The organism is Lysinibacillus cavernae, from assembly GCF_009724685.1.
Taxonomy (GTDB): Bacteria; Bacillota; Bacilli; order Bacillales_A; family Planococcaceae; genus Lysinibacillus; species Lysinibacillus cavernae.
This window is the reverse complement of record NZ_WMEF01000002.1, coordinates 205,603-218,011: the sequence shown is the minus strand read 5'-3', so window position 1 is coordinate 218,011 and position 12,409 is coordinate 205,603. Positions and strand designations below refer to the sequence as shown.

At 35.9% G+C, this 12,409-nt stretch carries 17 protein-coding genes and 1 pseudogene; 11 read left to right on the top strand and 7 right to left on the bottom strand.

The features are described from left to right. Positions 1-14: 14 nt before the first annotated feature. Together GJU32_RS05485 and GJU32_RS23740 are read left to right on the top strand one after the other, a co-directional pair. Complete coding sequence (locus tag GJU32_RS05485; RefSeq protein ID WP_155590938.1) at positions 15-959, top strand: bile acid:sodium symporter family protein; 945 nt, start codon at positions 15-17, stop codon at positions 957-959. A 205-nt stretch (positions 960-1,164) separates the two neighbouring features. Next, positions 1,165-1,239: pseudogene (locus tag GJU32_RS23740) on the top strand (YjcZ family sporulation protein); the annotation flags it as partial. A 481-nt stretch (positions 1,240-1,720) separates the two neighbouring features. On the opposite strand, the gene GJU32_RS23095 reads toward GJU32_RS23740, so the two are convergent. Next, entirely contained in the window at positions 1,721-2,095 is a 375-nt protein-coding gene (locus tag GJU32_RS23095; RefSeq protein WP_196426608.1) for a hypothetical protein, read from the bottom strand. Positions 2,096-2,232: 137 nt separating this feature from the next. On the opposite strand from GJU32_RS23095, the gene GJU32_RS23090 reads away from it, so the two are divergent. The 3 genes from GJU32_RS23090 to GJU32_RS05470 all read left to right on the top strand — a co-directional run bounded on the left by GJU32_RS23090 (position 2,233) and on the right by GJU32_RS05470 (position 3,365). Then, positions 2,233-2,403 (top strand): hypothetical protein, encoded by a 171-nt coding sequence (locus GJU32_RS23090; protein WP_196426607.1) that lies wholly within the window; start codon positions 2,233-2,235, stop codon positions 2,401-2,403. A gap of 162 nt (positions 2,404-2,565) precedes the next feature. Next, on the top strand, positions 2,566-2,739 hold the full coding sequence (locus tag GJU32_RS23085) for a hypothetical protein (RefSeq protein WP_196426606.1): 174 nt from the start codon (positions 2,566-2,568) through the stop codon (positions 2,737-2,739). A gap of 176 nt (positions 2,740-2,915) precedes the next feature. Further along, entirely contained in the window at positions 2,916-3,365 is a 450-nt protein-coding gene (locus GJU32_RS05470) for a DinB family protein (protein ID WP_155590936.1), read from the top strand. A gap of 851 nt (positions 3,366-4,216) precedes the next feature. Here GJU32_RS05470 and GJU32_RS05465 read toward each other — a convergent pair. Continuing rightward, positions 4,217-5,074, bottom strand: coding sequence for a PhzF family phenazine biosynthesis protein (locus tag GJU32_RS05465; RefSeq protein ID WP_155590935.1), 858 nt, complete (start codon positions 5,072-5,074; stop codon positions 4,217-4,219). Between the two features lie 405 nt (positions 5,075-5,479). On the opposite strand from GJU32_RS05465, the gene GJU32_RS05460 reads away from it, so the two are divergent. The 4 genes from GJU32_RS05460 to GJU32_RS05445 all read left to right on the top strand — a co-directional run bounded on the left by GJU32_RS05460 (position 5,480) and on the right by GJU32_RS05445 (position 8,095). Next, on the top strand, positions 5,480-6,352 hold the full coding sequence (locus GJU32_RS05460) for a DMT family transporter (protein WP_155590934.1): 873 nt from the start codon (positions 5,480-5,482) through the stop codon (positions 6,350-6,352). Positions 6,353-6,538: 186 nt separating this feature from the next. Beyond that, positions 6,539-6,736 (top strand): hypothetical protein, encoded by a 198-nt coding sequence (locus GJU32_RS05455; protein ID WP_230874946.1) that lies wholly within the window; start codon positions 6,539-6,541, stop codon positions 6,734-6,736. A 77-nt stretch (positions 6,737-6,813) separates the two neighbouring features. Then, the gene (locus tag GJU32_RS05450) at positions 6,814-7,317 is read left to right on the top strand and encodes a DinB family protein (RefSeq protein ID WP_155590932.1); all 504 of its coding nucleotides are present in this window, start codon (positions 6,814-6,816) and stop codon (positions 7,315-7,317) included. Between the two features lie 247 nt (positions 7,318-7,564). After that, positions 7,565-8,095 carry a GNAT family N-acetyltransferase gene (locus tag GJU32_RS05445; RefSeq protein ID WP_155590931.1) on the top strand — a complete coding sequence of 177 codons (531 nt, stop codon included), beginning with the start codon at positions 7,565-7,567 and terminating at the stop codon, positions 8,093-8,095. Positions 8,096-8,140: 45 nt separating this feature from the next. Here GJU32_RS05445 and GJU32_RS05440 read toward each other — a convergent pair whose 3' ends face one another. Further along, the gene (locus GJU32_RS05440) at positions 8,141-8,941 is read right to left on the bottom strand and encodes an SDR family NAD(P)-dependent oxidoreductase (RefSeq protein WP_155590930.1); all 801 of its coding nucleotides are present in this window, start codon (positions 8,939-8,941) and stop codon (positions 8,141-8,143) included. A 181-nt stretch (positions 8,942-9,122) separates the two neighbouring features. Here GJU32_RS05440 and GJU32_RS05435 point away from each other — a divergent pair, with 181 nt between their 5' ends. Both GJU32_RS05435 and GJU32_RS05430 read left to right on the top strand, forming a co-directional pair. Further along, positions 9,123-9,323, top strand: a complete 201-nt coding sequence (locus GJU32_RS05435) for a hypothetical protein (protein WP_155590929.1) — start codon at positions 9,123-9,125, stop codon at positions 9,321-9,323. A gap of 113 nt (positions 9,324-9,436) precedes the next feature. Further along, positions 9,437-9,664: a hypothetical protein gene (locus GJU32_RS05430; protein WP_155590928.1), complete on the top strand. Its 228-nt coding sequence runs from the start codon at positions 9,437-9,439 to the stop codon at positions 9,662-9,664. A gap of 442 nt (positions 9,665-10,106) precedes the next feature. Here GJU32_RS05430 and GJU32_RS05425 read toward each other — a convergent pair whose 3' ends face one another. The 4 genes from GJU32_RS05425 to GJU32_RS05410 all read right to left on the bottom strand — a co-directional run bounded on the left by GJU32_RS05425 (position 10,107) and on the right by GJU32_RS05410 (position 12,381). Beyond that, positions 10,107-10,403, bottom strand: coding sequence for a hypothetical protein (locus GJU32_RS05425; RefSeq protein WP_155590927.1), 297 nt, complete (start codon positions 10,401-10,403; stop codon positions 10,107-10,109). A 44-nt stretch (positions 10,404-10,447) separates the two neighbouring features. After that, positions 10,448-10,651 (bottom strand): hypothetical protein, encoded by a 204-nt coding sequence (locus GJU32_RS05420; RefSeq protein ID WP_155590926.1) that lies wholly within the window; start codon positions 10,649-10,651, stop codon positions 10,448-10,450. A gap of 46 nt (positions 10,652-10,697) precedes the next feature. Next, the gene (locus GJU32_RS05415; RefSeq protein ID WP_155590925.1) at positions 10,698-11,249 is read right to left on the bottom strand and encodes a DUF1697 domain-containing protein; all 552 of its coding nucleotides are present in this window, start codon (positions 11,247-11,249) and stop codon (positions 10,698-10,700) included. Between the two features lie 94 nt (positions 11,250-11,343). After that, positions 11,344-12,381: a threonine aldolase family protein gene (locus GJU32_RS05410; RefSeq protein WP_155590924.1), complete on the bottom strand. Its 1,038-nt coding sequence runs from the start codon at positions 12,379-12,381 to the stop codon at positions 11,344-11,346. Positions 12,382-12,409: the final 28 nt, after the last annotated feature.

Here is a 12,409-nt window from a genome sequence, read left to right as displayed (position 1 = left end):
AAGAAGGTCTTTGTATGTTAGAAAAACTAAATGTATTTCTCCAAAAATACATTGCGATCCTGACACCAGCAAGCTTAGTTTTAGGTGTTTTCTTAGAAAGCGTTGGACATCATTTATTATTCCTTGTGGCCTGGCTATTTGCTTTCATGACATTCTCAGGAAGCTTAACGATGAAATTTAAAGATGTAAAAATTTTCATGAAGCATCCAGCACTGATTGTATTCTCCATTATTTTTCTTCATCTATTGATGCCTTTATGGGCTTATTTCTTATCCACTGTTATCTTCGATGACCATTTGTTGACGGTTGGTTTTGTATTAGCTGTCGCACTCCCAACTGGCGTAACAAGTGTGATTTGGATTAATATTTGCAAGGGAAATTTACCATTAGGCTTATCAATTATTTTAATTGATACGCTACTTTCTCCGTTCATCCTCCCTTTCATACTGTATATCGTTTCGGGTGAAAAAATTGAACTGGATGTTGCTTCACTGATTGTGAACTTACTGCTGATGATTGTGTTACCTACGATTTTAGGCATATTGGTGAATGAACTTTCAAAAGGGGAAGTACCAAAGAAATTTGGAAAGAAGCTTGCTCCATTCTCGAAGCTGTGTCTATTTGCGGTCATTATGATCAATAGTAGTGCGATCTCTCCCTACTTAAAAGATATCAACTTTCACCTATTTTTTGTGATACTTTTAGTGTTTATGCTAGCTGTATCAGGCTATATATTTGCTTTCATCATTGGTCGGACGATTTTAAAGGACGATCCTCAAATGACGACCTTTGTCTTTACAGGTGGCATGCGAAATATTGCTGTTGGTGTCATTGTTGCTACAACATACTTTCCAGGTAAAGTAGCAATGCCTGTTGTGTTCGGTATGCTTTTTCAACAAGTTCTCGCTTCCGTTTTCAGTAGAGTAATAACAAAAAGAACAGTTATCCAAAATAATTAGCATAGTAGTTTGTTCAATGACTTGTGGACACCGTTATTCTTTTTCAAACTAAGTAATAGAATATTTATTTTTACAATAAGGATCGAAGGAAGGATTAGATGAATAGCATCTCTCCTATCTATAACATGACATATTCTAGATTATAGAAAGGAGGGAATTTACTATGGGAAATGAGCTTTATGGTACGGACCATGGCAAGCATGATAAATTATCATTCGCTTTAATTGTTGTCCTATTCATTCTTCTAATCATTGTCGGCGCTAGTTTCAGGCATAAATAACATCTTCATTACGAACAACAGTAAAAAATCTCCATAACACCTTCTACAAACTATCATAATAATAGTGAACTACTTATTTATCACCCTTATTCACTCTTGTTATGACCAAAGGGTCGTCGCTCATCCAGATGACCCTTTTCTTTTATTTCTTGAATACATAGTCACAACAACTCATTGCCTGTACATTTTGCTCGTATTGTTCAGAAGTTTGCTGTAGTGTGTGACGACGTTGCGGCTTAATTATGATAAAATTTACATATATTGCACAATGAGGTGATATTTTGGAATTTGTCAGGAAATATATCTATATATTCTACTTTTTATTTCTGTTTTTAACTTTATTGGTCCGGGATTATGTCAAAAATGGTACTTGGGATTTGCTTAATAGCCTTTTCTTTTCTTTATGGGCAGTATTTTTCTATGCTTTCTTTAATTGGGCATGGAATAGTAAAAAAAATGAAAAGAAATAGCAAACTGTTCATTAACCTTCACACATTAAAACGTGTTCTACATATTTGTCATCTTCTTCATCTATATCATTCATTACGAACGTTTTTCCACAATATGGACATTTTGCACTACCCCCTAACCCAAACGCTTGAACTGGCATATCATTCACCTCAAATTGTGCAGATAGAAATTGTAAACATCCGTCTTTAAAATAACGCTTTAGTTCTCGTTTGCTAACAACAATTTCTCTACTGTCACTTTTTAAAATAACATGCGTACTATTCTTCGTTAGTTTGAAGGTAAACACTTCGTTCTCTACTCCTTTAAAGCCTATCGAATACGTTTTGCGGTACTGTAATTTACTAGGTAACCAACCGATTTTATGGTGAATGATAAATGGTTTCATAAACATATCTCCTTCACTACATTTTTTTATCAACTAATCCTTAAAGTGTTCAGTAAATGCACAATTCATAGTACTTGAAACTTTTTAACTATGTTATCCTTTTATAACCCACACTCCAAATATTAGGAGGTTTCAGAATGACTCTAAAAATTGTTAAAACTCTTTTATCTATCATTCTTGTATTCATGTATTATTTGGGCTTTTGGACTGCAAACGCTACTACAAAAATTGCGCTTTTCTTTCTCATGGTCATCTTTATTTTCGAAGTAGGCGTTGCAAATGGGAAGAAGCAAAAGAACCGTAACTAACAGGAGTTCCTTGACCATTTTTTTATCATTTGTACTTACCTATATTCGATTACTTTCTCATTGTCGAATATTCATACCTCATAACTACCAATTTTATGAATAAATTTCTTTTAATTTATCCATACAAACCATATAATTAATAAACTAAAAGGAGGCTAAAAAATGAAACATCATCCTTTACATCAATGGCAAAAAGAACATCATAAACGAGTAAAAGATTTCCATAAAAATCACGCTTTAGAATTAGAAAATGGCGAGAATGGAAATGGATTTTTAGCTAAGTGGGAAAGATTTGTATACAACAAAGGGAAAGTTTTATTAAAATCTGTCAAATAATTTTTTTATTAATTAGCTGTTCATTTCAGAGCAACTCTTTTTTGATTTCAAATCCCCTTGTTGAACATATACTTTTCGAACTGTGAAATACAGTATTTTTTAATTTCCAAACCCCTTCTTATCTATTGTTCATTCATTTAAAATAAATTTAATAATATATGAAAGGATGTATTTATTTGCTGTTTTCATATCGTAATGATATTAGGAAAACGTTGATACCTTACCTAAACAAACTTGATGAGGAATTTTGGTTTAAGAAATCAGATGTCTATCCAACTAATCTAGCTTGGATTATTTCACATATATCAAGTAGCGAAGACTATTGGGTTAATGAAATTGGACTTAAAAAGAGTTGTTTTTTAAAGCTTAACGATGATTGTTCGCCTAAAGAAATAGTAGATAGCTATATTCAAATTAGACATTATACTGATGACATTCTACATACGTTAGACGATTCGCAACTCAATCAATTAGTCGAAGTTCCTAAGTTTTCTGATGGATGGACGCCACCTTCAGTACCTACTCTCAATTGGTTGTTTAATCATGTTTACACGCATGAAGCATACCATGTTGGACAAATCTCTATTATCGCCCGCATTAATGGGTTTCAAAAGCCATTGTTTTAATTAAGCTTTAGGGGAAAATTAAATACAGTATGATTGGAGTGGCAACAAAAAAAAACAAGCGAAAGGTATTATTCCTTTTGCTTATTTTTTTTGTTGTCCTTGATCGCTAAATATAATGAGAAACTTATCGCCACGACCATTATTACAGAAAAAACAACCGAGAACGTGGCTTTATAGTAGACGGATGTAATAGCCATGACGATTGAACTGATGATAAGGGCTATACGTAATAATCTATCTGTTTTTTCACTGAGATTAAAAAAATCTTGAAGAATACCAAATAAATAAGCTAATCCGAAAAATATAATGTACTCATAAACAAAGATAGGCTTCACATAATCTGGAATTCCAAAATACAGTAATTCAACTATGAGAAAAAATAATGCTACATATTTATAATATTTAGAGGAGTTATTCGACAAAATATCACCCTTTTTTATACTATATTAATATTATTAAACAATTATTGTGATAAATTTTTTTATTGTAGAGACTAGCGTAAATTGTTGATAACAACTAATCATTTAAATACTCCTTTTCATAGCTGTAATATCAATGATACTTCCATATCTTGTATTTTACTAAATTATATAATCATTGTATATTTTGGAAGGTGATTAATTATTTGCACTTTAAGCATAAGCTTTTGTGCTATTTCGATAAGCTTCCAATTGTTTTATAATCAGCATCTGGTTAAGATTGAGGATTGGTCTGCTCTAATGGATACAACTAGTAGTTCAGTATTTGCTGTAACCATCTTACTAATCAGCACGATTAGGAGATCACGTAGTAGTGTGGAGCTACTACGTGTTTTACTTTTCATCAATCTCCTTTATCCAGTTGGATAACACTCAGTATAGTTCACCTTTTGTCAATATTACTGCATGCCCACCTACCATCACTCTCGGATTATTTTTATTAATTAATTTTGTCATGATCGTAGAAGGTCTGCCCATACTATACCCTTGCTTGAACGTATACTCTTGATAAAATGTATTCAATACATGGTTCTTAAAAAGATAATAGGTTAATGCCCCATTAGAAGTACCTGTTGCTGCTTCCTCGTCAATACCGTAGAGTGGACAAAAGTTTCTACTCTCTGCTAGGGCATTGTTTGTGTCAAGCGTAAATGCATGGAAGCCCCCTACTTTATTCATCTTTGAATATTCAGCAAGTGCTTTAAAATCCGGATTTAAACTATACAAGGTTTCCTTTGTTTTTAGTGGCAGCATGATATCCCAAAGACCAGTGCTTGCGGCTTGAGGTACTAGACTGAAATTTTCATCTCCTATTTGACTTTTATCAATTTTAAAAAGGTCAGACAAATAATCATAATCGTCAACTATTTTTCCTAGCTTAGGTTCAGCTTGCTCCATCATGATAAAGGATTGATTTACTTGAACGGAAAGTGTGCCAGCGTGTGTTTTCATATAATAGGTATTGTTATCTTCTATAAGATGGCTGTCCAATAGGGCTTTGAAGGATGCGACTGTAGCATGTCCACAAAGATCAACCTGAGCAGTCGGTGTAAAAAATTTAATTTCAAAAGTTTTATTGTCTATCTTCTTAATAAATGCTGTTTCTGAAAAACGAACTTCTGCAGCAAATTTCTGCATAAACTCCTCGTTTAAATTTTCATAGATTACAATGCCAGCTGGATTCCCACCAAATTTTGTTTCTGTAAATGCATCAATTACATAATATAACAAATCAAATTCCCCCATTTTTTAGACCTTCATCACATTAAAGCAATACTTTTACTAGTGAATGTCATGTTTTTATATGTATCGTATCATTTATTATCTCACTCTGTAGTCAATTACGATAATCACATATGTTTCTCCTGGTTAAATGCTCGATCGTCCGTTTGACATATAGATTTTTTCATCTTCCCCTTTAAACACTAGGTTTCAACTAGTAAATGACCATAATAGCCTCTATGAAAACTATGAATATTCCATTATACTTATAAAAAATGAAAATAGGATGGTGTGATAACTATGATGTTTGCTCCATTATTCGAACAGGACGTACCAGCACTTCTTCTTCCTTAACGGTAGAAGCGCTTTTTCTCCGTTAAGGACATAGGTATCTATGAAAACGGAGGAAAAAACATGAGAAATAAAGTAATCGGCGCCATCTTTTTATCGCTTGCAGCGAGTATATGGGGTGCTATGTATGTGGTTGTTAAAGTAGTGGTGGATGTTGTGCCGCCATCGGAACTAGTTTGGATGCGCTATTTAATTGCGGTGGTGGCCCTTGGCATTATTGGCATCGTCATGAAGCAATCTTGGAAAATAGCTAAAAAAGATTGGTTGTTCATTTTCCTTGTAAGTTTAATTGGAAATACGATTTCGATTGTTACGCAAGAAATGGGCACGATGCTATCCACGGCTCAGATGGGAGCGATTATTACAGCTACAACTCCTGCTTTTATGGTTGTATTCGCACGTTTGATTTTGAAAGAAAACATAACCCTAAAAAAATGCTTGTCCATTGTTCTCGCAACGATTGGCGTTGGTATCATAGTAGGCAATGGTCAAATCGACATGACACAGCAATTAGGTGGCATCTACTTACTAATTGCAGCATTAACCTGGGCATTGATGTCTGTGTTAGTGAAAAAAGTTCCGAGCCATTATTCGCAAATTGTAGTCACGACCTATACATCTACGATTGCCGTTTTGTTATTGACACCTTTAGTACTTCCAAGGTTAAAAGATTTGGATATGACAAGTGTGTTGCAGCCAACTATTTCAGGTGGCTTACTTTACTTAGGCATTGTTTCAACAGCGGGTGGGTTTTTATTGTGGAACAAAGGGCTTCAATTAATGAATGCTTCTAGTGGAGGGTTATTTTTCTTCTTTCAACCAATTGTCGGCACATTTTTAGGCTGGCTTTTATTAGGAGAGACGATCGGTCTATCCTTTTGGTTGGGTTCCCTATTAATTTTTAGTGGTGTTTTTATTGTCATTCGAGAAGAATAAACGAAAGTGCGTCTCTATCATGTATAGAGGCGCACTTTTTATTTTGATGGAAGCAGAAGACACCTTCCTGCTCAAATGCACGCAAAATCAAGACACATATCAACGGGCTCGAAAATGAGGCGTGATGGATAGTCATGTTACCATAGGTTAGCTCATATATTGCAAAAGCCTAAAGGAGCTGATAATTTGATAACCTTTTTAGGTAACTTAAAGGATCTAGCTTTACTACTCATTTTGTTTTCTAGTTTTGTGTATCGGAGACAGCTTAAATTAGCGAGATGGCAAAGAAAACTGACGATAGGTGAATGGACTATGTATATCATGATTTCTATCGCCATTCCTATTTATGCGATACTTTATGCTGTCTTTCTTTTGGGAACATAAATAATGGAAATGGAACCCTATTAACTAAAAAGAGATTATAATTGGATGGAAGACTTTATTTTCGGGGAGGATTTGTTATGTTTCAAACAGTAGATCATTTTTTACAATCCTGGACATTTGAAGCTGCAGCTACGCAAAAACTACTCAATCATCTCACGGACGAATCACTTGATCAGGCAATAACGCCAGAAAACTGGACTTTAGGACGCATTGCTTGGCATACTGTCGCTGCGATACGTATTATTACGGCTAATACAAACATAGTGTTTGAAGCGCCAGCGACAGATTTTCCTGTTCCTACTTCTGCGCAGTTTATTGCTGATAGCTATCTTCAAACAAGTAATGCCTTTGTGGAAGCATTAAAGACGCAATGGACTGACCATACAATGAATGAAACGATTGAATTTATTGGTCAAGCAATACCCAATGGCTCCCTCTTATTATTTTTATTACAGCACCAAAGCCACCATCGAGGGCAAATGACCGTTTTGATGCGCCAAGCTGGATTAACTGTCCCTGGTATTTATGGTCCAGCCAAAGAGGAATGGGCACAGTTTGGATTGAAAGCCCCACAAATGTAGCGTAAGCAAAATATGTATCAATTAACACTTCTGCCGAAGAGAAAGCATATGTATCAATAGCTGTATTTACCACTCTTCTCCACCATTGACCTCTACAACTTTTTCTCGCTATACTATGAACATACGACATGGGAGGTTTTTGTTTGTTCAACTTATGTTTAAGCATTGTGAGTAAGCTTTCTTCATGCAACCAATGTATGAAGAGGGCACCATTTATAGGATCATTAAAAAGAACAGGAGACTACAAATGGATAGTATGATTAGACAAGAACTCACAGCAGATTATCAAACAACGGAGGCTGTCGTTAAAAGCGCTTTTTTGAATGAACCATTCAGTGATAAAAAGGAGCATTTACTCGTACAGCGTATACGCCAAACAGATGCCTTTATCCCGGAGCTATCATTAGTTGCTATTTTCCAAGATAAACTGGTTGGCCATATTCTTTTATCTAAAATTCACATCATGGACGGTGACAAGGCTGTGGAGTCATTGGCACTTGCCCCTGTCTCTGTCGTCCCTTCCCATCAGAAGTTCGGTATAGGAAGTCAATTAATTCGTGCTGCACTGAAAAAAGCACAAGAACTGGGCTATCATTCCGTCATTCTATTAGGTCACAAAGATTACTACCCCAAATTTGGCTTTCAACCAGCAAGCAAATGGCATATTCGAGCGCCGTTTGATGTGCCAGACGAAGTATTTATGGCGATTGAATTATCGGAAAATGCGCTTGCCAATGTACAAGGTGTTGTACAATATTCAGAAGCTTTTACAGCATAACGAAAGAGGTTGTCCATTATGAGGACAACCTCTTTTGTTGGTGATTTATAAAGTTGCTAGCCAGTTATTTGTATCTGCTATCGTTGGGTTTGCAAGATAGTGCCCGCCCTCAATTTGTAGCGTTTGACCCGTCATAAACTTCGATTCATCAGAGGCTAAAAATACGACTGCATGGCCGATATCATCCGCTTCTCCATGGTATGGTAACGCATTAAATTTGGCATAGATTGCAAGCATTTCATCAGGCATATTGTTTTTGGCAGCTGGTGTTAAAATAAGACCTGGTGCGACCGCATTACAACGAATTTGATCTTTTCCGTATTGTGTGGCAATGTTTTTGGTCATGTTCACCACGCCTGCTTTTGTGGCACCATAAGCTGTACGAATTTGATCACTAGCGAATGCAGCCATGGAAGCCGTATTAATAATCGAACCCCCACCTGCTTTTTGCATATGCGGAATCGCGAAACGGCTACCAAGTAATATAGATTTTAAGTTCACATTAACTAAACGATCCCACTCATCTAAATCAATATTTACCACATCCAAATCCTTTTTCAAGTTTGTTAGCCCCACATTGTTAAACAGAACAGTTAATGTGCCGTATTGTTCAACTGTGAAATTCACCACTGCTTCTATAGATGATGCATCTCCAGCATCAAGGAAAATGGCTGACGCCTCATACCCTTCTTTGACTAGAGCGTCTGCCGCTTCTTTTGCACCATCTACGTTGAAATCAGCAATGACCACTTTTGCCCCTTCTTTTGCTACTAATGTAGCGGCTGATAAACCAATGCCAGAAGCACCCCCAGTCACTAATGCTACCTTATTTTTCAGTCGATCCATTTCAATTCCTCCTCAATTCAATCAATACTATAAAAGAGCAATAGCTCACTTTTTTATCGTAAAATAGTTTAACATTAAACTATTTATTTTTAAACTAACAACACAAGAAAATTGAATTATTTTTGAGTTACTTGAACGCACTATGTTAAAATTTACATATATTTCATAAAGAGGTGATTACGTGGAAAACAATAAACCAGTTTGCAAGGCGTGTGGGAATGACCTATTTGCAACGGGACAAGTTGGTAGTATAACGAGTGAAGGAAACGTCCGCCCAATAGGCTCTATTATTGCTACAGGCTCCCCTCTTATTTTAACGTTCTGTAAAAAATGTGGAGAAGCTGCTTCTATCAAAGTAGCCAAGCCTGAGAAATTTAAATAAAAATGACAAGGAGCATAAGATGATCGTTTTCGATACGGTTACAGATTTTGTTAAAAATTATCAACCTACCGTAAAATATTTGACTGATTATTATGCTAACAAAGAAAAACATTATGAGGAGTATTTTCAATATCATTGCCACCATTTGGAAGAAAAAAAAGCAAGCTGCATTAGAAAAGCATACATTAAAATTACCAGATTTATTGCCAATAAGAGACATGTTTCAAGCATCGATCCCAATCATTACTGTTCAATATGAAAAAATGTATGACATTCATTTTACAAAAGATGCTCATTTACTTGTTGGTTTATATGGGAGTAACGCCTTTACTAAAAGCTAACTAGTTAGGATCATCCATAAGCTTTTCACCTATCTATACAGTCAATAAATAATTATGCTATAATACATGAGATTACCTCAAAGGGCATCAACCAATTCTGAGCTGTAGTGATTCATATCGCTACAGCTTTTTTAGATGTTATGGTTTACCTAAAAGTAAATAATAAGGTGTAAACATGGAAAGTATGTGGTGGCCATTCATTTTCAGTATGGCTATGCTGCCCTGAAACCAGTTGACGCCCTATTTTCTCCTGGCTCTCTCCTTATTTTTTTCAGTCTGTAAACAATGTGGAGAAATTGCCTCCATCAGAGCCACAAAACCCGTAAAAAATTAAAATAGGCGCTTTTTCAGTAAACCTATTCGTAACCTATGTATGTGCTATGACCTCATTGCATTACGAAGTAAAACATTCAATTATCTACTTGACTCCAAATTTAAAATGTTAGGTGGTCATCCACCTTAACATACCAACTATTTTTTTATAAATCCAAATGAACAGTTTAATCATATAATAGAAAAACATTATATTGAGAATAAAACCTATCCAAAGAAAGCTGAAACGATTATTAGGGTATAAATGTAACCAATCAAATGGAAATCCATAGATTGCCTTTAAATATTCTCTGTCACCATGAACATTTAAATTTTCTCTGCTTCCCAAAATAAAAGGTAGACAAATCACTAAAATAATACTAATCAGTAATAGCCATTTATTTATTTTTTTGTTTTCATCTACCATACTTTCCTCCCTACTTTTGAAGTGAAACAATTAAGGGTTTTTACTCATTTTGTCTTCTTTCCCCATTGATAAGGCTTTTTCGCCCAATTCCACATTATAATAAAGATAAATATGAAGATTATCGTGCCAATCATCATCATGACATTTTCTCCCCATGTAATCGGCTCTTGTTTCCTCCATTGATTAATCGTTCTTATAATGAAATAGACAAAAGGATATATGAAATAACTTAATTGATTTCGTCTCATCCTAACACTCCTTTAAACCGCCCCTATCATAAGCGTTATTCTCCTCTTACTGGTCAATTAAAGTAACTAGCTTCATCATCGTTTTCCAATTGCGTACCGTTGTTGGTACCTCCAACTTGTGTAGCTGTTGACTTAGCTTGGCATTGCGGATACTATCGTTAAATAACAAATAAACATCTCTGCCATTGATGATACAACGCTCTTTTTCACTCTCATATGCTAATAACTTAGCACCACTCTCTTCAGTTGGTGCGACTGGTAATAATGCTACATGGAGACTTTCCCCTACTGCTGTGGAACTTGCTACTGCCATGTCTTGCGCTGAAAAAGGACAGTTGTTCACGATATATTTTAGTTCTTCGGCTGTTCGAATAATGACTGTACTCGTGATATTGAATGCTGTTTGGATGGTTTCTTGAATTTTCTGTTGCAAGAGTTCCTCAGATTCGCTCGATTCAAACAGAATATTCCCACTTTGAATATAGGTCCGAATGTTTTGCAGCCCAAGTGGTAACAGGGCTTCTCTTAATTCAGCCATTTTCAATTTATTGTGCCCACCTACATTAATGCCTCTTAAAAGTGCTACATAGTTTGTCATACGATTCCACCTTTCATTTCATCTCTAGTATAACAATAATTAGGGAATAATAGGAAAAAACTGCACCCTAACCGGTTGGGTGCAGTTTGATGAATTATACTAATTGATGGATGTCTTTAATCAAACGATCCACATTTTCTTTTTTTGTAGCCCAGCTTGTGCAAAAACGAACAACCATATGAGTATCATCGAATGTTTCCCAAATAGAGAAAGAATAAGTTTCCCCCAAAGTCGTTAGCATATCATTTGGTAATATCGGAAACTGCTGATTGGTTTTCGACTCATAGCGAAGTGCAAAACCTTTGTCGATAAACGCTTGTCGAATCATCATTGCCATTTCTACAGCATGATGAGAAATATCCATGTATAGGCTATCTTCAAATAACGTTTCAAACTGGATGCCTAATAATCTCCCTTTGGCAAGCAGCCCCCCTCTTTGCTTAATCATGTAGCGGAAATCATTTTGATAAGCGGGATTGACAATGACGACCGCTTCGCCAAACAGTGCACCCATTTTAGTGCCACCAATATAAAATACATCGCAAAGCTGTGCAATATCTTCTAAGGATAAATCACTATCTTGCGCTACTAGTCCGTACCCTAAACGGGCTCCATCTAAAAACAATGGCAAGTTACAATCTTTACAAACTTCACTTAAAGCTGTTAATTCTGCTTTACTATAGGTTGTACCGTTTTCTGTAGGATGAGATATGTACACTAAGCCTGGCTGCACCATATGCTCATGTGTGCTGTCTTGCCAATGAGCATCATAGTATGCTTTCACCTGTGCGGCTGTTATTTTGCCATCATCGCTTGGCAATGTAAGTACCTTATGACCCGTTGCCTCAATGGCTCCTGTTTCATGCACTGCAATATGCCCCGTATTTGCTGCTATTACGCCCTGATGAGGACGCAAGATAGAGGCGATAACGGTTGTATTCGTTTGCGTACCACCAACTAAAAAGTGAATGTCTGCCTGCTCGGCTGCAATCGCTTTTTTTATATAGGCTCTAGCTTTTTCAGAATGCACATCCGTACCGTAGCCTGGTGATTGTTCTTCATTCGTCGCCACTAATTGTTGCAAAATCTGTGGATGTGCACCTTCGGCATAATCATTTTCGAATCGTATCATATCTATTCCCTCCAAATTCTCTCTTTAT